General features: G+C 46.7%; 18 protein-coding genes. 10 read left to right on the top strand and 8 right to left on the bottom strand.

The genetic code is table 11. The annotated features are described in order from the left end of the window. Window positions 1-409 precede the first annotated feature (409 nt). Window positions 410-1,081 (top strand): LiaF domain-containing protein, encoded by a 672-nt coding sequence (locus tag FJ444_RS14290; protein ID WP_255439185.1) that lies wholly within the window; start codon window positions 410-412, stop codon window positions 1,079-1,081. Between the two features lie 156 nt (window positions 1,082-1,237). Here FJ444_RS14290 and FJ444_RS14285 read toward each other — a convergent pair whose 3' ends face one another. The 4 genes from FJ444_RS14285 to FJ444_RS14270 form a co-directional block, all read right to left on the bottom strand. Next, the gene (locus FJ444_RS14285; RefSeq protein WP_140959256.1) at window positions 1,238-2,248 is read right to left on the bottom strand and encodes a cytochrome d ubiquinol oxidase subunit II; all 1,011 of its coding nucleotides are present in this window, start codon (window positions 2,246-2,248) and stop codon (window positions 1,238-1,240) included. 9 nt (window positions 2,249-2,257) lie between these two features. Then, the gene (locus tag FJ444_RS14280) at window positions 2,258-3,619 is read right to left on the bottom strand and encodes a cytochrome ubiquinol oxidase subunit I (protein ID WP_140959254.1); all 1,362 of its coding nucleotides are present in this window, start codon (window positions 3,617-3,619) and stop codon (window positions 2,258-2,260) included. 13 nt (window positions 3,620-3,632) lie between these two features. Next, entirely contained in the window at window positions 3,633-4,184 is a 552-nt protein-coding gene (locus FJ444_RS14275; protein WP_140959252.1) for a GbsR/MarR family transcriptional regulator, read from the bottom strand. Window positions 4,185-4,745: 561 nt separating this feature from the next. Then, a complete protein-coding gene (locus FJ444_RS14270) occupies window positions 4,746-6,185 on the bottom strand; it encodes a hypothetical protein (RefSeq protein ID WP_140959250.1) in 1,440 nt (479 codons plus the stop codon). Between the two features lie 534 nt (window positions 6,186-6,719). On the opposite strand from FJ444_RS14270, the gene FJ444_RS14265 reads away from it, so the two are divergent. The 6 genes from FJ444_RS14265 (at window position 6,720) to azu (ending at window position 13,948) form a co-directional block, all read left to right on the top strand. Then, window positions 6,720-7,394 carry a methylamine utilization protein gene (locus FJ444_RS14265; protein ID WP_140959248.1) on the top strand — a complete coding sequence of 225 codons (675 nt, stop codon included), beginning with the start codon at window positions 6,720-6,722 and terminating at the stop codon, window positions 7,392-7,394. Between the two features lie 86 nt (window positions 7,395-7,480). Continuing rightward, window positions 7,481-9,739, top strand: a complete 2,259-nt coding sequence (locus tag FJ444_RS14260; RefSeq protein WP_181405173.1) for an EAL domain-containing protein — start codon at window positions 7,481-7,483, stop codon at window positions 9,737-9,739. After that, window positions 9,721-10,557, top strand: a complete 837-nt coding sequence (locus tag FJ444_RS14255; RefSeq protein WP_140959244.1) for a DUF3034 family protein — start codon at window positions 9,721-9,723, stop codon at window positions 10,555-10,557. Before FJ444_RS14260 ends, FJ444_RS14255 begins: the two co-directional genes overlap by 19 nt. Then, window positions 10,551-10,970 (top strand): group 1 truncated hemoglobin, encoded by a 420-nt coding sequence (locus FJ444_RS14250; RefSeq protein ID WP_181405172.1) that lies wholly within the window; start codon window positions 10,551-10,553, stop codon window positions 10,968-10,970. Before FJ444_RS14255 ends, FJ444_RS14250 begins: the two co-directional genes overlap by 7 nt. A gap of 376 nt (window positions 10,971-11,346) precedes the next feature. Then, on the top strand, window positions 11,347-12,639 hold the full coding sequence (locus FJ444_RS21745; RefSeq protein WP_140959242.1) for a PAS domain-containing methyl-accepting chemotaxis protein: 1,293 nt from the start codon (window positions 11,347-11,349) through the stop codon (window positions 12,637-12,639). Between the two features lie 865 nt (window positions 12,640-13,504). Next, complete coding sequence (gene azu, locus FJ444_RS14240) at window positions 13,505-13,948, top strand: azurin (protein ID WP_140959240.1); 444 nt, start codon at window positions 13,505-13,507, stop codon at window positions 13,946-13,948. Window positions 13,949-14,517: 569 nt separating this feature from the next. Here azu and FJ444_RS14235 read toward each other — a convergent pair. Both FJ444_RS14235 and FJ444_RS14230 read right to left on the bottom strand, forming a co-directional pair. Further along, window positions 14,518-15,153: a response regulator transcription factor gene (locus FJ444_RS14235; protein ID WP_140959238.1), complete on the bottom strand. Its 636-nt coding sequence runs from the start codon at window positions 15,151-15,153 to the stop codon at window positions 14,518-14,520. Then, window positions 15,134-16,399: a sensor histidine kinase gene (locus FJ444_RS14230; protein WP_181405171.1), complete on the bottom strand. Its 1,266-nt coding sequence runs from the start codon at window positions 16,397-16,399 to the stop codon at window positions 15,134-15,136. Before FJ444_RS14230 ends, FJ444_RS14235 begins: the two co-directional genes overlap by 20 nt. Before the next feature lie 260 nt (window positions 16,400-16,659). Here FJ444_RS14230 and FJ444_RS14225 point away from each other — a divergent pair, with 260 nt between their 5' ends. Then, complete coding sequence (locus FJ444_RS14225) at window positions 16,660-18,591, top strand: PHB depolymerase family esterase (protein WP_140959234.1); 1,932 nt, start codon at window positions 16,660-16,662, stop codon at window positions 18,589-18,591. A 68-nt stretch (window positions 18,592-18,659) separates the two neighbouring features. Here FJ444_RS14225 and FJ444_RS14220 read toward each other — a convergent pair whose 3' ends face one another. Beyond that, window positions 18,660-19,358: a choice-of-anchor H family protein gene (locus FJ444_RS14220; RefSeq protein WP_140959232.1), complete on the bottom strand. Its 699-nt coding sequence runs from the start codon at window positions 19,356-19,358 to the stop codon at window positions 18,660-18,662. A gap of 89 nt (window positions 19,359-19,447) precedes the next feature. Here FJ444_RS14220 and bla point away from each other — a divergent pair, with 89 nt between their 5' ends. Beyond that, a complete protein-coding gene (gene bla / locus FJ444_RS14215) occupies window positions 19,448-20,179 on the top strand; it encodes a subclass B1 metallo-beta-lactamase (protein ID WP_140959230.1) in 732 nt (243 codons plus the stop codon). Window positions 20,180-20,424: 245 nt separating this feature from the next. Further along, window positions 20,425-21,618: an FAD-dependent oxidoreductase gene (locus tag FJ444_RS14210; protein ID WP_140959228.1), complete on the top strand. Its 1,194-nt coding sequence runs from the start codon at window positions 20,425-20,427 to the stop codon at window positions 21,616-21,618. Window positions 21,619-21,675: 57 nt separating this feature from the next. Here FJ444_RS14210 and FJ444_RS14205 read toward each other — a convergent pair whose 3' ends face one another. Continuing rightward, window positions 21,676-22,722 (bottom strand): M48 family metallopeptidase, encoded by a 1,047-nt coding sequence (locus FJ444_RS14205; protein WP_140959226.1) that lies wholly within the window; start codon window positions 22,720-22,722, stop codon window positions 21,676-21,678. Window position 22,723 lies beyond the last annotated feature (1 nt).

The following is a 22,723-nucleotide window of genomic DNA, read 5'->3' as shown; positions in this document are numbered from 1 at the left end:
TATTGTGTGTACCGTTAAGTATGAGAATTTTCGCAGCCGGTATATATGGAAATGTTCCCCGGCTTAGCCGGGAAAAGTTCCCGGTTTTTTGTGGTTGTACTATTGGCTACAACCAGAAGCGCAGTGGGCTGATGCTAAAGTAGTAGTGCAATTTTCGCAGGCAGGACACTGTTTAATTCACCGCGTATGATGAGTAAAACAACAGCGCGTTGCGTTATTAAACAGTGTATCGCACACCAAGCATCAGCCAGTTTGACTAAAATGTGGCGAAATCATTCAGCTAGCTGCAAATGGGTGTTTGTTAGGTTATTGATTCGTAATGTTTTTATTTTTGGTGTGGACTTTGCTTCCAAACCACGTAGTAATGATAACGCGCAAGTTACGCAACACAACATTAAAGGAAACTGTCATGGTGAAACTGGAAGACCGTCCAATCGAGCAAGTACGCGAAGAAGTGATCGACAAACTGATTTATCACTACAGTCATGGCGTGATTTCGGTGGAAGCCTTCGAGCGACGATTAGACCAGGCCATGGCAAGTAAGGATCACCATGAAATTGTGGCGTTAGCTGCCGATCTCACGCTGCAGGTAGACGGTGACTACAGTCGCGAAAAAGAACACAAGTTCAGTGTTAAGTATGCAACCGGTGAAGTGCCTGAGCGCGATACCATTGTGAATATAATGGGGGGATCGGATCGCGGCGGACGCTGGACAGTACCTCGCGAGATCCGGGTGATCGACTTTATGGGCGGTACCACGCTTGATTTTACCGATGCCGAATTCCGCGCGCAGCACGTTACGGTAAAAGTATTATGCGTGATGGGCGGTACCGACATTAAAGTACCCGAAAACGTGAATGTGGTTACCAAAACCTTTTGTATTATGGGCGGAGTGGATAACAAAACGTCGTCGATTGCCGACCGTCAGGCGCCTACCATTACGGTAGAAGGCTTTGTGCTGATGGGCGGTGTAGACATTGCTATTAAGCGCACAGTTCGTGAAAAATTTGTGGCCTTTGCCAACCAGATGAAATCCATTTTCGGTGCGAGCCACCACGACACCAAGCGTCGCAGCTACTAACTACGCACGAACGTTATTGAACGGCCGTCGTTATAGATTGAGTTTGCACTTTACGGGTAAAAGCGGGAGAGGTGAGTGCCACCTCTCCCTGCTTACGTCTCGCTGATTACTTTTCGTTGGTTAATTCTTGTTGTTTTCTTCTTGCATCTGGCAGACTCAGTAGTACGCCAGTTTTTCAGATTTACCTGCAAATATTCGGTATACCCATACGGTGTAAAGCAATATGCAGGGCACAACCACTACCACGCCTACCAACAGAAAGCGCAGTGAGTCCGGATCACTCAGGGCATCCATAATGGTGAGTTTACCGGGTACCACGTAGGGATAATAACTAATGCCAAAGGCAGTGAAGCACAGCACAAATACCAGAAGTGCCAGTGCAAAAGGTAGCCATTCGCCGCGCCCACCTGCTTTGGGGAGTTTTTGCAGTACAATGCCGCACAATAGCAGTAACCCAAAACACGCCAACGGAATAAGCATTAACACCAGTCCCAACGGGCTTTCCAGCCAAAGCTCACGCACATTTTCATGCAGAGTAAGGTTTATAAAACTCACCGCTATAATCCCGCCAGCCAGAATCATCAGGCAACGCTTTGCCCAATAAAATGCTTTGGCCTGCAATTCGCCTTCTGTTTTGAGGATCAGCCAGCATGCACCAATAAACGCATAGGCTGCGGTTACGCCAAACGCGGCAAGTAGGGCAAAGCCTTGTGCGTACCAATCGGTGCGTAAGCCAGTAACCCATATACCCAGCATATAGCCTTGCGATAAGGTAGTAAGTAACGAGCCGTACTTAAAGCAGGTATCCCATTTGCGCTTCTTGGTTTGCGGCACTTTGGCTCTGAAATCAAATGATACACCGCGCAAAATCAATCCAATCAGCATAAAGGTGGCAGGCAGGTATAAGGTTTGCAGTATCGCACTATGCGCTTGCGGAAAGGCAATAAGCAATAACCCAACCGCCAATACCAGCCAGGTTTCGTTGGCATCCCAGTAGGGCCCGATAGACGCCACCATGTCATCTTTGAATGTTTCGTTTCGGGGAGGAAACAGCACGCCAACCCCTAAGTCATAGCCATCAAGAATGGCATACAGCAATACAGCCAGCCCCAGTAAGCCAACATAAATGTTGCCCAGCGCTTCGGCAGAAAGTGATTCGAAAGGCATGGTTTTCTCCTAGTTCGCCTGTAGGGGGGAGAGGGGCAGTTTGGCCTGCGCGCGCTCTTCAGCCGAGATTTCTTCAATGCCCACCGACTTGCGGCACATCAGCATAAGCGTGCGTATGTAGGCAATCAGCAATACACCATACAATGCAGCATACAGCGAGAACGACAGGGCAATGTTTGCCGGTGGCAGACCGGTTACCGCATCCTGGGTAGTGAGTACGCCACTTACCAAATAAGGCTGGCGGCCAACTTCGGTAACGTACCAGCCTGCCAGCGTGGCTATCCAGCCGCTGAAGCTCATGCCAATAAAGACTTTTATCAGCCAGTCGGGAAGGGCGTCTTTACGAAGCAGCCAGTAGGTGCCGCACCAGGCGGCAAACAACATAAGCATACCCATGCCCAACATGATCCGGAATGAATAGAACACCGGTGCCACCGGTGGATGCTTACCTTCAAACTCGTTCAAACCTTTAATTTCGCCATTCACATCATGAGTAAGAATAAAACTCGCCATGTTGGGAATGGCAATCTCGAAGTGATTGGTTTTACTTTCCGCGTCGGGAATGGCAAACAACAACAGCGGGGCACCTTGTTCGGTGTGCCACACGCCTTCCATTGCGGCAATTTTCTGTGGCTGATGTTCCAGCGTATTCAGGCCGTGCATATCACCTGCCAGTATCTGTAAGGGGATTAACACTGCTGCGGTATAGGTGGCGGTTTTCAATGCCAGTTTGGGCGCAATTTTATTGTCGCCCTTGTAAATACGGTAGGCAGACAAGCCCGCAATCAGGAAGCTGGCGGTTAATCCTGATGCCAGCAACATGTGTGCAAACCGGTAGGGGAATGAGGGATTAAAAATAATGGCATACCAGTCTTTGGCGTATATCACACCGTCGATGACTTCATGACCCTGCGGAGTTTGCATCCAGCTATTCAGCGACAGGATCCAGAACGCCGACAGCGTAGTACCAGCCGCTACCACAAAGGTAGCCAGCGTGTGCAGCCAGTTAGGCACCTTTCGAATACCAAATAGCATAATGCCCAAAAAGGTAGCTTCTAAAAAGAACGCAGTAAGTACTTCATAACCTAATAACGGTCCGGCTACGTTGCCTGCTTTTTCCATAAAACCCGGCCAGTTGGTGCCAAACTGAAACGACATGGTAACGCCCGATACCACGCCCAGCGCAAAGGTAAGCGCAAATACCCTTACCCAAAAACGGTAAATACGCATCCATACCGGATGGTGCGACAGGTTTGAGCGCAATTTGAAATAAAACAAAAACCATCCAAGCGCGATGGTGATAGTAGGGAATAAAATATGAAAGCTAATATTCAGTGCAAACTGAAGTCGTGATAATAAGAATGCGTCCACAATCGCCTCCTGATCAGGCTGATTTTCCGGGAAGAAGTTTGTCTTTGAGTTCAAGAATGCGGCCTACACCAGCACCCAGTTTCATTAACGTTGCCAGTTTATCGGGGCCCAGGTTTTGCAGCTCCTGCGACCATGCCGTTACCGACTCCAACAAATCGTGAATTTCGTTTAAGCGGGCTTGTACATTGCTGTCTTGCTCACTATTGGGAGACTCCATCATTAAATCCCTGAGTAACGATAAGGTAGGGTCGATTTCGCGCTTTCGGCGCTCTTCAAATACCCTATTGGCCAGCACCCAAATTGATCCCGCTGGAATATAGAACTCCTTGCGCTCTCCGGGTACATGGTGCTGCTTAATTAACTGCCAGGATTGCAGTTCTTTCAGCCCCATACTGGTATTGCCCCTCGAAATGCTCAGTGCATCGGCGATTTCCTGGGCTGCCAGTGGCTCTTCGTGCAGCACAATTAGCGCAAGCATTTGGCCTACCGTGCGATTAAATCCCCAGCGACTGCCCATTTCACCAAAGTGCATCACAGCAGATGTGACAAGCGGTGACATTTTCATTTTATGTTCCTTGCTGAAGTTTCAGAAATTACTGAAAGTTTAATCCTGAACTTGATCCAGATCAATGTATTTTCGCGGTTAGATTGAGAGGTGTGGAATCTCATAAAGATTGATAAATCGTCTCATTTGACTGATATCGATTTTGAGGTAAGTAGTTGGATAATTCTGGAAGGGGGTTATGTGCGTATAGAAGTCATTAGTTTGTGGCAATTCTAATGACAGCTTTGAGCGAAAAGCGGCCTTCAACAACATCATGCAATCATGGCTACTTAGCACTCCATAACGGACTTTTAGTGTGCGTCTACGGCTATTGCTAGCCGTTATTTGCCCACAAAGGAATGTGGGGATCATCGGGTGCTTAGTGTTTATAGACGCAAGAGAACTAATAACAAATTAAATATAGGTATTATAGTCGCTATCGACCGCATTCAAAGAATGCTGGACTACCGTCTAACTAAAAGGAAGATATTTACTGGGAAACCAATAAAACCGTGGCCAGATATACTTGACCACTACATTTTAGAAAAGTCTTTGGGTCTGGGTTATGCTACATATTACTTTTTATTCGAAGGGATAGCCTTCTGCGTAGTAGTTGAAAATAGTTTTGGCATCGCCCAGATCGTAAAAAAGGAGAGAGGAGATAGCTTTTTTTCTTTCTCCATACTGTTTACATTTTGTAATCTCACAGGTGTCTACATTTACAGAGCCATAGGTACACACCTGCATATCTTCTCCGCCTTGCTCAATCCTAAATACCTTATCTCTCATCGAAAACTGCGAAATCTCAACCGGAACTAGTCGGCCGCCTTTTAGTTTGCCGGTTTCAATGTATTTGAAACAGTTGCCGTAAGTTTGTATGGTTGAGGTAGTATAAAAGACCTGTTCAAACTCATTAAAGTAAGACGTACCAACGTAAGGTAACCTTGTAATGTCTACGGACGTTGGCAACCGCTTTAGAGTTCTTCTTCTTAGTACTTTTGATTTATATTCTTTAAATGTGGCACTGGTGAGTATTTCATGGGAAAGTTCTAGTTGATCTTCAGTATACAAAACCAGGTAGTAATCCCGGTTACCTTTTAACCTGGAAGCCTGAATAGCCGCCTCTTGTTCTCGATGTTTGCGTGCAAGTGCCTCAGCTTCTCTTTTCTTGGCTTCTTCCTGACGCCTTTTTTCTTGCGCCAATGTCTCCCGTTCAGATTCCAGCTTTTTGGTATAGCTAACCAAAGTATGCTTAATTTTCCACAATGCTCTAACGTCATATTCAACCTCTCCCATAATGATACTTGGCTCGAAGCTATAATTTGTTTCTTGTATGTAATCATTCCAAACTTTATCTGAATTTATGACAAATACATCTATTGGCTTATCAGCATTACCTTTATCTATGCTTTCTCTTCCAAGTGCATTACTAAAAAAACGGCTTTTGTATGCACCACTTTCGATTTTATCTTCTAACCAACTGTTCATGTTTTCGTGAATACTCAGAGTATTTCCTCGTACTTCAAGCATCACGGTCACAATTTCTTTCTGATCCGTGTCATGAGTACAATTACTGTTTTTAGTTCGGCTGTATAGCGATATTACCGCATACTTACCATTTGCTAATCCATGCACGCTCATAACAGAATTATCTGCATAAGTTTTTTTATTAGACTGACGTAAATAGTACTCAGGACGTTGTTCGATTCTGACGGCAAAACAGCTGTTATCTTGATCTTGCTGAAAAGATAGAAACGTGGGAACTGGACTAGGAATCTCGCTATCCCAGTATTTTGATACAAGTAGATATTCGGAGTAGGTGATGATATTTTCTTCCGCTAATTTCTTGACGTCAGTTAAATCTATATTGGAAGGTGAGCCAGATAAATAAAAGTCACTTTTTTTAAGATCGCTAAAAAACATTTTAGTATTGGTAACATCATATGTTTCTATATTCCGTAAGTCTGGTTGGTTTTTAAAAACAAGCGTGTAATTTTTGTTACTTACCGGCTTATCAGTCAAGAAGCACCCGTTTAACAGAGCTGTTGAACTCAACAAAAATACTATCGAGATTAAAATTCTCATATTGTACGTCCATGTAAATTAAGTGCATTGATATATCAGTTGTTCAGAGAAGGTGAAGCAGGTGGTAATGATGATTAAAGCACTATGCAACCTAAAATTAAAGTAACTGATTTATTGCTTTGAAGCGAGTAAATTTTAAGCATCGCATATCGGAATACTTAAATAAATCCGGACTTATAAGACGAAAAAGACGCAACATGAAGTTTGATTTTTGAAATCCACTGGGATCATAGAACCGCATGCTGTAGTGGTCAGATTCTTTGCACATTCGATTACTTTGTAAAGGCAGAAAGTCCAATATCTACTATGATTGTAAATCCGTAGAATTATACTATACCTAACATCAGGGATTTACTCGTATCTTCCTAAATATATTGATATCTCAGAAAACTTCTATAATTTATCGTAGTTAGATTTGCCCAAAACTGCCTTGGATTTTTAGTGGTTAAGTTTCTCAATTTGCGAAGCACAATGGTTGTTATGCCAAAACGAATCCGACAACTTAAATTATTAGTGTTATGCGCATTAACTGCCGGTTTAAGTGGGCTGATTGCTTTTTCAGGTCGCGCGGCGACCATTACGATAGTCGACCAACAGGGTATCCCTTATGTTGATGCCGTTATCAGTTTGCTCCAACCGCAAAAGGATAATGAAAAATCGGTTGCTCCTGAAACTCTGGCCATAATGGACCAGGTTGATAAACAGTTCTTACCCAAAATTTTGGTTATTCAACAAGGACAACGGGTAGTGTTTCCCAACAGCGACAATATTCGCCACCATGTTTACAGTTTTTCTGAACCCCATCCTTTCGAAATAAAACTCTATTCGGGTAATAATGCAGCACCGGTTAAATTTGATAAGCCCGGTATTGTAGTACTTGGCTGCAATATCCATGATTCTATGGTGGGGTTTATATATATCAGGGATAACAGCCCGGTGTGGACAACAAACCAACAGGGCATGGCAGACTTGACAAGTTCATCGCCTACCGTAACCATTTGGCATCCAGATTTTTCTGTTAATCATCAGAAACGGCTGGAATTTTCCGTTAACCCTAATGCCCCCTCTGTTTTGACTGTCGAGCGATTTACAGTTCTCGATTCAGGGGAAAAGACATTCGGCAACAGTAAGTTTAAACGCCAATGACGATTACTTTTCGACAATCGCTCTTTCAAATCCTGTTTTTTGGCATATTCATCACCGCATCGTTAATCCTCGTCAATGTATGGACAGTGACATCTAAAACCGCGTTTAATCAGGTCACTAACAATATCGAAGTAGCTAATTCAGTGCTCGAACAGCTACTTCAGGATCGAAGCGACCAACTCCTTAGCTCTGCCAAGGTACTCACCGACGATTTTGGTTTTAAACAGGCCGTAGCCACAGGTGATATTCCAACCATTCACAGCGCGTTACAAAACCACGGTCAACGTATATCTTCGGATTTTATGGTGATAACTGATTTATCTGGTATGGTTATCGAAAGTCAGCCGGGCTACTTCAGCCAGGACACAGTGTTTCCTTACCCTAATATTATTGAAAATGTCCTCGAAGAGGGGGGCTCTGAGGATGCAATAATTGTGGAAGGCAGTCTTTACCAGGTAATTATGCTACCTGTTTATGCACCGGGTCCTATTGCCATTGCAGGGATGGGCTTTTTGAATGGCGATGCTTTTTTAACCCAGATAAAAGCGATTATTCAAGCAGATATTATTGTCGCTACAAAACAAGTAGTGAATGGCAAACATGTTGTTTTGCACAGCAGTTTACCTCACGTAGAAGCTCAAAGAATCACAGCGGACAGTCAGCAAACCTTGAATTGGTTTGACGTAACGTTTTCCAGAAACAGCCCCTATCTGACCCGAGAAATTAATCTCCCGGAAACGCTTGAGAAGCAAGTATCCATTATTTTAGCCGTAGACGTTTCCAGTCATTTTAAAAATTTTACTCAGTTACAGTTTAATATTCTGAGTATTTCACTACTGGCTATTGCGGGTTCAATGCTGTTATCCATGTTTATGGCCAGCCGGTTAAATAAACCGGTTGCCAATCTCGTTATTGCGGCCAACAAACTGGCTGAAGGAAACTACGAAAAAATGGTTCAGGTCGATAGTAAACTGCGGGAAATTAACGAGCTGTCCGATGCGTTTATTTGCATGAAAGACAGTATCCAGAGCCGCGAGAAGCGTATCCTGCAACAATCCAGACTTGATATGCTGACCCGTTTATATAATCGGAGATATATTGAAGAACTTATCCAACAAGCGCTGAATAATGGTGATGCAATCCAGGTTATTGGTATTAATATTAATGATTTCAGAACAATTAATGATCTGTATGGATATTCAAATGGTGACTTCTGTATTGTTACCATTGCCGAGCGGATAAAGCGCTGGGGGGGCACAGCTGCGAGACTCTCAGGCGGCGAGCTGGTATGGTTTGCTGATGAACCGCTCAGCGATGAGCAACTGGAAACCTTCCACACCATGCTGGAACAACCGGTGGCGACTCAGATGTTAGTCATGCCAATAAGACTTGTATTCACCATTGTAAATTGCCCGGAGGACGCTTCGAATACTCAGGACCTTTTCCGTCGGATGAATATTCTGTTGGATAAGTCAGAACATAATGGTCACTGGTTACTCAACTTTACTGCTGAAGTGGAACAGCGCTATTTACGCCGTCTTAATATCATTACAGAACTGAAAGAAGTGTTGCAGTCGGAACAAAGCGAATTGTCTATGGTTTATCAACCCAAGGTCGACCTTAAATCAGGGCAAGTGGGCGGTCTGGAAGCACTGATTCGCTGGAATAGTCAGCGATTGGGGTTCGTTCCTCCTGATGAATTTATCGAAATTGCCGAGCAGGCAGGATTTATTGAACAGGTAACCGGCTGGGTATTAAATCAAGTGGTCCTCGATATCCTGGCACTCAGGGCTCAAGAGATTTACCTGAAACCTGCCGTAAACCTGTCGACGCAAGATATTCAAAACCGCCCTCTGCTGGAACGGCTTATTCAATTGCTCGACAGCAATGGTTTGTCAGCGAAGGATATTACCCTTGAGATTACCGAAAGCGATCTGGTGGAAGACGCCAAGATGGCGATTGATAACCTTCAGTACCTTAGGGATAAAGGATTTAGTATTGCCATTGATGACTTTGGTACCGGTTACTCCTCATTGGCATATCTTAAACATTTGCCTGTATCAGCAATTAAAATTGATAAAGTCTTTGTGTTGAACTTGAGTACAGACCAGGACGACCAACAAATTGTCCATACCGTACTGGCCTTATCAAACATATTCAATCTTGAGGTTGTGGCCGAAGGTGTTGAAGATGCCAACGCCATGGCGATGCTGGCCGACTGGGGCTGCGATTCGGCCCAGGGTTATTACATTAGCCGTCCATTACCCCTGAAAGCGTTATTTGAATGGTTGGCCGAATCGGATTATTACAAAAAAAGGAGTATTGAGTGCGACTTACAACACTAATCGGTTCTGTACTTATTGTTTATTCCGGAATAGCCTGTGCCGGTGACGGCAAACTGATCGGCACCGCTGGACTCAATCAACTGGAGGGCGCCGGTGGCGGCGGGATTGTGCCATGGGCAACTTTGTCTGGTTATGACAGTCAGGACCAAATTTCAGCGAATGCTTTTATCACCCAAGTTAATCTGGATGACTACCGCCTCAATGTACTGGGTGCCAACGTTTCCCTTTATGATCGGGTGGAGCTCAGCGTTGCCCGCCATGCATTTGATTTAACTACCCTTGGTGGCGAAATCGCGCAAACCGTCTATGGGGCGAAAGTCAGATTATACGGCGACGTTATCTATTCTGACTGGCCGCAAATCAGCGCCGGAATGCAGTATAAAGACCTTGAGGATACCGCTATTGCGGGTCTGGTTGGTGCGAAAGATACCACCGGAATCGATTATTTTCTGGCCGCCACCAAAGTGCATTTAGGGGCTGTGGGCGGATATAATCTGGTCTGGAACCTCACTGGTCGTCTCACCAAAGCCAATCAACTCGGTTTACTTGGCTTTGGTGGCCCTGACAACAGCGATTATGAACTGATGCTGGAAGGCAGTATCGGTGTGTTGTTCTCTCGTCATTTTGCAGCGGGTATGGAATATCGCCAGAAGCCGGATAATCTTGGTTTAGGAGAGGATGACTGGATGGACGTATTTGTTACCTACATTCCCTCAAAAAACGTTAATTTCACCCTGGCTTGGGCTGACCTAGGCAGTATTGCCGGTGCTACCGGACAAAAAGGCCTGTATCTCTCTGTAGGAGGTCAATTATGGTAAAGCAACTGGTAATGACGGCCGCGGCGATCGCCCTACTGGGGGGCTGTGCAAGCAGCTCATCAACACTCTACGAAGAGCTGGGTGGTCAGGCTAAGATTAATGAAATCGTGGAAAATTTTGTCCATGAAATTGAATACAACAACACGATATTACCGTACTTTGCAGATACCGACATAGACCGCTTTATACAAAAGTTTGCCGAGCAGTTGTGTGTATTCGCTGAGGGTCCCTGCACGTACTCAGGCGATACCATGGAGCAGGTGCATGGCGGTATGAACATCAGCGAGGCGGATTTTAATCTGACCGTGGATTTATTTATTAATGCCATGAACAAAGCTAACATTCCCCACCCATTGCAAAATAAACTGATCAGTCGGATGACCCACACTCGCAAGCAGATGCTGTATTTGTAGCAGGTGACGCAATCTCAAGCTAACTCACTCTAATCCCGCTAACCAAAGCGGGATTTTTGTTTATGCGCTTGCCTGCTTTGCTATGTTGAAAATCCAACAGAAGGAAAACGCAAAAACGTCCTGTTCATATCGAGCTGTTGGAATGTGGCGTACTCATGTGCATTACCTCTGATTATTTGCTGCTTAATGAGCTTTGGATTTGCTGTGGTGACGGACATTGTAAGCTCGCTTGTAGTGGACTCAAAAAATTCTTCGAACCATATAGATCAACTAATCAAATCCACGTTGGTGAGAATTAGTTAATTTGCAGAGCTTTTTTAAAAATAATCTATTATTAAGGTAATTACCGTAACTGAACACTTGAGGTTCCAGCATAATGCTTACACTTTTTGCACAAAAAAATACGTCTTTGGAAGCCAACGCCGTTGCGGTTCGTTGTGAACGGCTCGAAGCCATCCTTGCATCCCTCAAACGCAATGTGCCATGGATCGAATTCACGCCAGATGGCATTATACTCGAGGCAAATGCGCTTTTCTTGAGCGTGGTTGGCTATGGTGTAGACGAGGTTGTGGGTCAGCACCACAGGATATTCTGCGACAAAGCGTACACTGAGAGTGGGGAGTACCGCGTATTTTGGCAAAAACTAAAAGCGGGTAAGTCGTTTCCTGGCACGTACTTACGCCAACACAAATCAGGCGATAAGATTTGGCTAGAGGCGACTTACATCCCTATCTTGGTAAATGGTCATGTGGAGAGTATTGTAAAAGTCGCAAGTGACGTCACTGAAACCGTAAAAATTCAAAGAGAGCTCAATGACATGCAATCCTCGCTTGATAAATCAATGGCGTTAATAGAGTTTTCTCCTGACGGGCACATTAACAACGTAAATAAAAATTTTCTGGATACCATGGGCTACCGAGAAGAAGAGGTTGTAGGTCAACATCATAAAATGCTTTGCTATGATGATTTCTATCGGCAAAATCCTCAGTTTTGGACGGAGCTCCGGGCTGGCACCTTCAAGCAAGGTCTTTTTCGACGCCGTAACAAGCAAGGGCAAGAAGTTTGGTTAGAAGCCACATACAACCCCATACGCGATGACAGCGGTCACATTGTACGTATTCAAAAGATGGCCAGTGACGTAACGCAAAGAGTACAGCGCGACCTCAGTCTTCAAGGTATCGTTTTGTCTACGTCTGAAGAGACTGTGCAAATATCGGAACGTGCAAAACACGTTCTTTCTGATACCGTTGCTATGGCAGAGGAAATCTCGTTGGGGGTAGATAGTGCCTCTCAGCTTTTGGAGCAGTTACAGCAACAATCGAAACAAATTACCAATATTGTAACCACCATTGAGAGTATTGCCGACCAGACTAATCTCCTAGCCCTGAATGCCGCGATTGAAGCCGCGCGAGCGGGCGAGCATGGACGCGGATTTGCGGTGGTAGCCGATGAAGTCCGATCACTGGCAGGGAGAACCAATAAATCCACCGTGGAAATAGAAGAACTTGTTCGTGAAAATGGTCAATTGACGACCGATGCCACTAATCGAATTAAAACCATTCAGCACAAAGCAAGCAAGAGCAAAGAGTTAGTCACAGAGGCAAGCACCATTCTTGAGGAAGTACGACAAGGTGCACAAAGCGTTGCGAAAGCACTGGTGGATAAGTAGCAATCAATTGTTAACCTATGAGTGATAGGGGAGAGATGATGAGTAGAAATGTATCAACGGTCTCCGTTGCTGCTTGCGCAAACAAAATTCTCTCGCTAAATACTCAAATATCAAAGGAAATTAGAGGGGTGCTTCTAGAGCATACCCTTGTTGGTAAACCGTTTTCAGCGGAGATGGTGCCACAGGACACACTCGACAAAATGCGACAAGTGGATGCACTGCTACTCGTTATTGGCGAGCATCCTCGGTATAGTCAAGTCATCAACAGCGATATCAATCGTAAAACTCTCTAAGCCCGATGACGTCCGCTACACACACCAAAGCAGCCATCGGCTATTGAAATGCCCTACGACCGCTTTTGACCAATAGCAGAAGTCCAGTGTCATAGGTCTGACTGTGTGAAAATGTCTAGAAACAGACTAACTCAATACTGGTTGCCCTTATCCACTCTGCGCTCATTGGTGCCATTAAAATCTCAGTGAACTATTTCGCTTACTGGATTTTCCTTCAAAATGTAACGCCTCTTACGACTCATTAAGCGCTCTATCAACTTTAAACAGATTTCACGCTGGGGCCTCTATTGGGTGGGCTGCATCCTGTTTATGTCGTTGGTTTGGCTAAGTTAATGGTATGGATGCAAGCCGCTGGTGTGATTAATCTACTGATCATTAACTAGAACTAAAGCCCTATATAAGAGCGACTATTTGACGACGCCCCTGCTAATGATAACCATTATCACACAATGTATAGTTAGGCAGTTAAGCCGGAGAAAGCCATTTCAGGTCCAAACAGCAAAATACGTATTTAAATGTATGCTGTAAAGCGAGGGGCTTTCTCATTAATTTTGCCGTTCCTGGAGGACAAGATGAGAAAATATGTGGCGATATTCCTGACACTGTTAAGCAGTGTCGCGTTTGCAGATGAGTGTGCTGTTACCATCGAAAGTAATGACATGATGCAATTTAATATGACGGCAATAACCGCGCCGGCAACTTGCGACACCTTTACGGTAACACTAAAACACACCGGCCAACTCGATAAGAAATACATGGGTCACAACTGGGTGCTGTCAACCACGGCAGATGCCCAGGCTATTGTTGGCGGCGCACTGAAGGCGGGTGCTGATAACAACTATTTACCACCGGGCGATAAAACTATTATTGCGGCAACTAAGATCATTGGAGGTGGTGAGCAGGACACGGTAACGTTCGACATGAGTAAGTTATCCAGCGCAGAAGACTACACTTTCTTTTGCAGTTTCCCGGGCCACTTTGCCATTATGAAAGGCAGCTTCGTGGTAAAAGGCTAACGTGGCCATGCAATTATTGCTGTCGCCCGGGTAAATCAGCCAGGGCGACACACTTCATCATATTGCAGATTTAGCGTATTTGCTTTTCGACTTTGTTTGATTGATCCAAAAGCACAGCCATCTTCCCCTTTTGCTTGTGAAAGTGTCTGCTAGTACAGGAGCGCGATTTACCCCAGCAAAAATACATCATGGGATAGCCTGATAATGAGGTGTCAATTAGCGCATTGTGGAAATTGTGTACGTGAAGAAGGACATTCCTCTGAAATTTTAACCTTGTCGTGACAGGTGATGCTAAACGCGAGGCACTAGGAGGTTGCCTGTTCACTGGCGACTCTCATTGGAAATTCAGGGATGGAAAAAAATGCTGTATTTAAATACACATCCAAAAAAAGAGTAAGTAACAAATGGCAGTGGTTGTGCGTAATACGTGCCAAATGACGTTGACGGCATCACACTTGTTCTTTTTTCTGGTTTTTCCAGCAGGCTGACGTGCCGCTATTGATAAATCGAATGCCTCTGGCTGCGAATGTCAGGCTTACTGGGATTCATGCATGATGTCGCCCTTTTCATTACACGGCGACTTTTAAGTAGCCTTGTTCAATCGCCAGATGCACCAGTTCTGTATTGGTGTGGATCTGTAACTTGCTTTTAAGCTGGGTCAGGGTATTCGAAATGGTCTTGCTCGACACATTCAGGGTATCTGCCAGTTGAGTACGATCCAACCCCTTGGCAATGCCAATAAACACATCAAATTCCCGTTGTGTTAACTGATCGCAAACCGCCTCGTTTTCCTGCATTTGGTGAGTGGCAAGCTGGATCGCCAGGCTGTGTTCAATGTAGCGTTTGCCTGAACGCACCGTCTTGATGGCGTCTATCATGGTGTCAGGACTGCTGCGTTTGCTTATATACCCTATCGCACCCGTTTGCATGGCGCGTTGTACTACCGAGGGTTCGTCAAACATACTGAAGAAAATTATCTTTAACGCAGGCCAGCGGCGCAGCATTCTGCTTGCCAGCGTGAGCCCGCTTGACGCTTCCAGATTGATATCCAGAATCACTAAATCAACAGTGTGCTGCCCCAGTACTTTAAGCGCCTGTTGGGCATTTTCAGCCTCATCCACCTGGGTTTCAGGCAACATCATGGTGAGTAGCGCGCTGTAGCCTTGCCGAACCACAGCGTGATCATCAACGAGCAATATACGCATGGTTGAGCTCCTTGTTGAAAGTGACAGGTACACTCAATGAAATATGCGTGCCTGTGTCGGAAGAATGAATGGTTAATGTGCCATTAGCCAACGTTGCCCGCTCCTGCATGGATTCCAGGCCAAGCCCTCCTGGCGCGGTGTCTGGTGAAAAGCCTTTGCCGTTATCGCGAATAAGGATCTGCAACTGGTGGGTATCGGTAGTCAGGCTAATATCAACCTGATTCGCATGGGCATGTTTGGCAATGTTATTCAACGCTTCCTGAACAATGCGATACACCTGGGTGTCGCGCTCAGGATGGGCTTCAAATGGGTGACATTCATCCTGCCAGTTCACGTTGACATTGTGTATGTCCTGCCAGGTTTGGGTGGCTTGCTGAATCGATCGTATCAGTCCCAGGCGGGTTAAAAACACCGGGTAGAGCTGAGACGTTACCTCTTTCATACCCTGATGCACTTCGCGGCATTGCTGCTGAATTTGCTCACAGGCTTTGGCCACATACTCCGGGTGTGCCCGCTGTTGTGACAACATGTAAGTTTGTACGGTGATACCGGTAATCAGTTGTCCCAGATTGTCGTGCAGTTCGCGCGCCAGACTCTGGCGTTCCTGCTCCTGTATGGCGGCTACGCGTTTGCGTAACGACACCACCTGATTCTCTTTAGCCTGCAAGTTTGACGTTAGAGAGTTGTAATGGTCGATCAGGGTTTGAATTTCGGCAATATCGGTGGCATCACCATTGAATTGGTATTTTCCGGTGGTCATGGAGTTCAGGCCTTCACACAGTTTTGCCAGTGGTTTTAAGCGGGAGTTAACCGCATAACGCAAGCTTAGCAACGTTACCACCAATGCAATAAAGAATATCCCCAGAACCTGAATAACCGTGGCTGAAATTTCGCTGAGTTCTGCATCTGTATTGGCCGCTATCCAAAACGACTTACCACTCTGACGGTGGGTTATCTCCAGCGGGGGGAGAGAAGCATTAAAATCTAATAACGGGGAAATCTGGCTGGATTCAAACGCCGGCGAGGGTGTATTGAGTAATACTACGTCCCTGTTGTTTTGAAGCAACAATTGGAGCGTTTCGTAGGGAATTTCACTGTCTGCTAACACCTTAGCCTGCTCAAATGCAGCGCGCGCTTCTTTTTGAATATCAGCGTTGGCCTGCAAAAACATCACCACCGACAGCAATGAGAAAACGCCGGTAAAAATCATAACCACGGTCAGTGTGATTCTGTTGGAAGCAAGCATAGCCCAATTCATTCGTTAATTAACAATACTGTAACATTATATCCTTTTGCGGCATGTCGAGGGCTGAGTTGAGTTAGTACTTTGGTCAGGAAAGCAGGGGTACTTTAGTCGTAGTGAGTGGCGAATGCTTAACCTTGCTTCACTCAAAACGTCATGGATCTTCATTCGAATCATTCACAGTACGAAAGTGCTACAGCCATGAGTGTACAAAAGATCAACAATATTTTTACCATTTATTAATAAATAACAAGGGTGGTGAAATGAAACGGTTACAATCAATATTGTTGTTCGGGACACTTATTCTGGGTTGCAGCGCACTGCAGGCCTGGGCAGGAAGCTGGCAAACCAATCAGGCTGTCGGCAATTTTACAAAAGTACATGTATACACCCCGGATACGGTGTCGCCAGTGGGACAAGGGCGCGCATTGTTAGTGGTATTGCACGGATGCACCCAATCGGTTGATGCCTATCTTACCGCAAATCTGGAACCGGCTGCTGAGGCCTACGGTATGGTGATTGCGGTGCCGGATGCACTTAACAAAGCGGGATTCAGTTGTTGGTCGTACTGGCAGGGAACCAAGTCGCGCAGCGCAGGCGATTACGCCAACTTACTTTCACTGGTTTCGGCGATGACAGCAGACACCACCAAAGGAATTGATGCGGACCAGGTTTACATTGCTGGCTTGTCATCAGGTGCCGCATTCGCCAATACCACTGCCTGTCTTGCACCTGACGTGTTTGCCGGTGTGGGCGTGAGTGCTGGCCCCAGTATTGGAACCAGCTCAAGTGGTGCTATTGGGAGCTGTGAGTATGCTGATGTGGCCACGCGCTGTCAGCAATATGCTGGTAGTTATAGTGGTTCACTAACAGACCAAATTGCATCCATTGCACATGGCGATGCTGATACTACGGTAGATCAGTGTTACAACCGCCAGAATGCGGAAGGTATGGCGGATGCCTACGGGGTAACGGAGCTACCGGGAAGCACCGTGATTGGTTCAGGTAGCAGGACCATGCAAGAATTTTTATGGCAGGATGGCCGGGTATCCATGGTGTGGTTAAACGGTGTTGATCATGCCTGGTCGGGGGGCGCTGGTGCCAGTGGTTCTTATGTAAATGGCAGTGGTTACAACTACGCGATGTATCTGGGCCAGTATTTTGCCGACAATAACAAGCGGGTGGATCGCAATCAGGCGCCGGTAGTTAGTGCTATAACCGCACAGGACATTGGCGGGCAACTCAACATTAACGGCAATGCTGTCGATAATGACGGTAGCGTGGATGCCGTTGAAATCCTGGTGCAAGACAATGCGCAAAACAGCTATCAGTACACCACAACTACGCAGCAAAACGGCGATTTTGCGGCAGTAACAGCGAGTCTGCCGGATGCGTTATACGTGATCACCGTTTCGGCAACAGATGATGCGGGCGCGGTATCCAATGCTGTGTCGGTAACGGCAAGGGTGGGGCCACCACCGCCACCCACTGCACCAGAATTAATGAATGTTGTGTCGGATGTTGCTGCGCAATGTGTAACGGTAAGTGGCGACGTGTTTGATGAAAACGAAGACCTGAGCACAGTATCAGTAGGGTTTGCTACCGGGAATGTGAGTGCAACGGTTAATGGCGTGAGTTTCAGCGCGCAAGCCTGTGAACAGCCGGGCGGAGAACAAACGATAACTGTTACTGCCTCCGATACTGCTGGCCTGTCGTCCTCAGTAACGGTTACGGTTACTGTGGATGCAGGGGTAACCGCCACACTAACCGATCACATCAATGCAGGTCGCCTGGACTATACCAATTACGCCAATTGCTATCTGGAGTACAGCACGGCAGCGTTTAAATTAAACGAGGTGAGTAACAGCAACCAGATGTGTCAATGGCAGGATAACGATGCATCATGTACAGGTCCTGTGCAGGCGTGTTCCGGTGGCGGCAGCACTGGAGGCGATGGCGGCTCTGGCGGTGATGACGGCGGTACTGGTGGTGGTACGGGAGGCAATACCTGCGCAGAATACACCACCGCGAATTATTATCACAAAGTGGCGGGGCGTGCTTACAGCACCGGCAACTACTGGACTCCAGATTATTTCGCTACGGGCACCAATGCGCCGCTCAGCGGTTCTACCTGGGGCAATAATACGCTTCATTCCAGTGATGGAAGCAACTGGTATGTAGGTAGCTGTCCGTAATGTGAAATAGCGTAAAATGAAACAGGCCGGTAAGCGGCCTGTTGTCTGCAAAAGAGGACGGGAGTGCGCTATTTTATGCGGCGTATCACTACCAACCCGGCCAATGCCAGTAACCCAAATATTCCCCAGCTGCCAGCGTGATACTCCACCACTACTTCGGAGGTGTAGGGTTGATCAAAGTCTGCACTTTCCAGGCTTTGGTAAGATAAGTCTGCATCGGTGTAGGCATCAATCGTCGCGACATGTTGTTCAGTGGCGGCATCAATTAATTCAATTAGAATGTCGTAATCACCCGTTGGGTATCCGGTTACCAGATCGCTTTCCAGCAACACAGAGTCATCACTGCTTTCGCCATACAAGGTGAAAACCGACGTTACATGAAAGGGCTCGTAATAGTCGTTTTTTCCCAGATATACAATGGCGTATACGGGGGCCTGGTAGTAAGCCGTATCGGCATCAAACTCCAGACTGAAGCCAGAAAAATAGCCGTCGTAATCGCGGTCACCAAATAACGTTATCCAGGCATCGTAGAACCAAAAATCTATGTGATCGGTGGTGCGCAGCATTTCACCAGTTTTAACCGACAGGCTGCTCAGGTCTGCCTGTTGTTTGTGTTTTGGCGTGCCGGCAAGAGCGGTTTGTAAATCGGGCTGATTAAAATGCTCTTTTACGTTAACGGTTGGCGTGTCGGCATACGTTACAGCAGATACGCTCAACGACAGTGCGAGTGAGGCCAATATTGCTTTAATCTGTGACTGGATTCTCATGGTGTATCCCTCTGGGTCTTTTTATCTACACCTGTAGTGTGCGCAGAGTAAGATGAACAAAAACTGAAGTGAAACTTAAGGAAAGATGTATGAAAGCGTTGTTAACGTTGGTTCTGACAGGGCTGATTAGTCTGTTCCCATTGCTGAGTTATGCGGAAAATCTCACCATTAGGGCCATTAATGACACCGTATTTTTACATCAGTCATCCCGTCAGGTTGAAGGTTATGGCGCCGTAACCGGCAACGGGTTAATTGTGGTAACCGGTGCGGAAGCTTATCTGGTAGACACGCCTTGGGATCGCGATGATATTGGCGTTATCCAGAAGTGGCTTGAGCAGCGCTCGCTGCACCTGGCAGGTGTTATTGCTACGCACTCTCACGACGACGCTGGCGGCAACCTGGATGTATTTAACCAACAACACATCCCCACCTGGGCTCATGCGCTTACCAATGAGTTTTTGCAAGAAAAAGGCGAACAGCCTGCAACGCATATGTTTACCGATTCAGATACGGTTCTAACTGACACTATTGAAGTGTTTTATCCGGGGCCAGGACATACGCTGGACAATATCGTCGTGTGGCTGCCCAAACAGCATGTGTTGTTCGGCGGCTGCTTTATACGCGCAATGGAAACCAACTCCATGGGGTACACAGCTGAAGGCGATGTAGTCCAGTGGGGGGCGTCAGCTCAACGTGTATTGGACAGGTATCGCGATATTGATACCGTTGTGCCCGGGCACGGCGAGACAGGCTCGGTTGAAATGATTAAGAAAACACAGCGCATGGCGAAGCAAGCGGCTGCTGCCATTCTTAACCAGTAAGTTGCGCAGGAAAAATGGCTGTTGGTTCACAGAATAATCAATTCTTACGACCAGTAACATTGTGCACGCCGGACAGGGCCGATAAGCTGGCACAATAATAAGAACAACCAGCTCATGCCGCGCTTTCTGCCTGTAATCAAATAGGTGTGAGCATGGGTAATATTGTTTACATCTTTCTCCGTTACCTGCTTTTGGAGACATGTGTTGTTTTAGTGCTTCAGGACCCGTATTTCTTTGGAGTATTTATGCAACGCAGACACTTTATTAAACAGGCCGTAGGCGCAGGTCTCGCCGGGTCATTGTTGGGTTGTGCTGGTCGTCAGCCCGCCACCGTTTATCATCCTCCTCTATCACCCATTGAACTGCCCTTGAGTTTGCCGCCACTCGAAAAAGTAGAAGCGCGCAGTGATCGCATTGTTGCTATGAATGTGTGCACCCGGCCATTTCGGGCAATGGGGCCTCGCACCGACGTGGAAGTGATGGGAAACAAAACCGTTATACACAACTACGGTCACGGCGGGAGTGGATGGTCGCTGTCGTGGGGCGCAGCTGCACTGGCAGAAAAGCAGATTCAGGCAGAAACGAATACACCTGTGGCGGTGGTGGGCTGCGGCGCTATTGGACTTACCACTGCTATCGCCTGCCAGCGCGCGGGGTATCAGGTTACCATTTATGCCAAAGAGCGGCCGCCCTATGTGCGCTCCAGTTATGCAACAGGAATTTGGTCACCGGATTCACGGATTGTTACGCTGGAACATGCCAGCGGGTATGCGCAAACCTGGCAATGGATGGCGCGCCTCTCTTATCTGCGTTTTCAAACCTTACTGGGGCTGCCCGGACACCCGGTTGAGTGGACCACGATGTTTCGCATGGCAGACAAGCCATTTAGCGAAAAGGGCGGGCATAATATCCCGGGCGAGCCGCCTTATCCGGCTTATCAACATGAATTGCTTAACGACCTCACGCCGAAAGCACGCAATGTACCCACAGAACTCAATCCGTTTGCCACGCCGTATGTTCGTCAGTTTCCGTTGCTCATGTTTAATATCAGCGCCTATTCACAGTATTTACTCGATGTGTTTACCCGCAATGGCGGCGTGATTGTGCATCGTGAACTCAGGCAACAGGACGATTTTAAGCACTTTGATGAGCCTGTTATTGTGAACTGCACCGGGTATGGCGCGAAGACACTGTTAAACGACGACACAATCACTCCCGTACGAGGACAAACCTGCAAACTGATCCCTCAACCGGGATTGCAATACGGTATCCAGTATTTCGACAAACACACGTCGTTTTATCCGCGTCGCGACGGCATTCTCGTGCAAGCGGGTGCAGAAGGTGACTTTAATAATCCTCAGGCGAATATTGATCCGGCAGAGTCTATTGCTGCCGTGAATGCAATTGCTGACATTATGCAATCGATGCGTTCTGTTTAGGCAACTGCTCCAATAGGGATTAGGCGGATTGGCTCCAGGAATAGCAGGGCTTGTTACCTACTCAGACGATTGTGCGGCGCGCGCTTTTTCAATCCGTTCTTTTAACATGGGATGCGAACTCAATAACTTATTGATGTCGCTTTCTTCCGGGGAGGCACTAGCCAACGACTCCAGGGCATTGGCAAAGTCCTCTGGGGTCAGGCCTGCTGCATTGGCATGTTCAAGCGCAAAATCATCGGCCTCAGTTTCCAGCTTTTGAGAAAACTGATTGTTGATCAGGGTATTACTGGCACCCATAAAGGTTTCGAATACGCCACTCACGTCACCGAAGAAATAGGTGATCACCACTGTGGTAGCAATGGTTTCTGCTATCAGACGCATGGAATGTTGTTCGTTTACATGTCCAATTTCGTGCAACAAAATAGCAGAGAGCTGCTCTTCGTTGTTGTTCACCAGCGCAACCAATTGATCGGTAAATACAATAGTACCATTAGGCAGCGCAAAGGCGTTTGCCCCCATTTCGTCTGTGTATCTGAATTGCGTGTTAAAATCCGGGTGATCCAGGTGAAGCGCATTAAATACGGATTCGAAGCGTTGAGTTAAGCGTTGCTGAACATCTTCGTCCAGCTTAGTAGGATTTAAAATAGTGCGATCGAGTGCTGCTAAAGTATGGCGGGAAGCCACGTCCTTTAACGAGTATGGCACGTAAGAAGCAAAGGATATTGCCATGGCAGGGATAACATATTTAAAGATACCAACCAGCATCAACGGGGCTAACAACACACTGGCGATGGCCCATTTGGCACTGTTTTCCAATGATGACAATGACCAGCCACGTTGATTGTGTTTGCCTCCTGCCTTGGTGTCGAGCCAGCGATGTAACGTGTCGTCGGCGTGAATCGACAACATGTCGCCATTGCTAAGTGCGACTTCTCTTGGCAGGTTACCTACACGGCTGTTAGTACGAATCGCCTCACGGGTATGCACGCCAAGAACCGTGCGTTCCGGAATGGCGTGCAGCGTAAAATACGCATCGTCCAGCACCAGTTCAACCAGTTGATGCACAGTTGAACCGGCTGAGTAAAGCTTGCCTGTGTAGATCATA

Origin of the sequence: Aestuariibacter sp. GS-14, assembly GCF_006494365.1 — a bacterium.
Lineage (GTDB): Bacteria > Pseudomonadota > Gammaproteobacteria > Enterobacterales > Alteromonadaceae > Alteromonas > Alteromonas mangrovi.
Note: the sequence above shows the minus strand (reverse complement) of the source record. Positions and strands in the feature narration are given on the sequence as shown.

Bases quoted from the DNA above. Each gene is read 5' to 3' on its own strand.
- azu (WP_140959240.1), top strand. From the start codon at position 13,505: ATGAGAAAATATGTGGCGATATTCCTGACACTGTTAAGCAGTGTCGCG.
- FJ444_RS14250 (WP_181405172.1), top strand. From the start codon at position 10,551: ATGGTAAAGCAACTGGTAATGACGGCCGCGGCGATCGCCCTACTGGGG.
- FJ444_RS14235 (WP_140959238.1), bottom strand. From the start codon at position 15,153: ATGCGTATATTGCTCGTTGATGATCACGCTGTGGTTCGGCAAGGCTAC.
- FJ444_RS14290 (WP_255439185.1), top strand. From the start codon at position 410: ATGGTGAAACTGGAAGACCGTCCAATCGAGCAAGTACGCGAAGAAGTG.
- FJ444_RS14285 (WP_140959256.1), bottom strand. From the start codon at position 2,248: ATGCCTTTCGAATCACTTTCTGCCGAAGCGCTGGGCAACATTTATGTT.
- FJ444_RS21745 (WP_140959242.1), top strand. From the start codon at position 11,347: ATGCTTACACTTTTTGCACAAAAAAATACGTCTTTGGAAGCCAACGCC.
- FJ444_RS14230 (WP_181405171.1), bottom strand. From the start codon at position 16,399: ATGCTTGCTTCCAACAGAATCACACTGACCGTGGTTATGATTTTTACC.
- bla (WP_140959230.1), top strand. From the start codon at position 19,448: ATGAAAGCGTTGTTAACGTTGGTTCTGACAGGGCTGATTAGTCTGTTC.
- FJ444_RS14275 (WP_140959252.1), bottom strand. From the start codon at position 4,184: ATGAAAATGTCACCGCTTGTCACATCTGCTGTGATGCACTTTGGTGAA.
- FJ444_RS14205 (WP_140959226.1), bottom strand. From the start codon at position 22,722: ATGATCTACACAGGCAAGCTTTACTCAGCCGGTTCAACTGTGCATCAA.
- FJ444_RS14210 (WP_140959228.1), top strand. From the start codon at position 20,425: ATGCAACGCAGACACTTTATTAAACAGGCCGTAGGCGCAGGTCTCGCC.
- FJ444_RS14220 (WP_140959232.1), bottom strand. From the start codon at position 19,358: ATGAGAATCCAGTCACAGATTAAAGCAATATTGGCCTCACTCGCACTG.
- FJ444_RS14225 (WP_140959234.1), top strand. From the start codon at position 16,660: ATGAAACGGTTACAATCAATATTGTTGTTCGGGACACTTATTCTGGGT.
- FJ444_RS14265 (WP_140959248.1), top strand. From the start codon at position 6,720: ATGGTTGTTATGCCAAAACGAATCCGACAACTTAAATTATTAGTGTTA.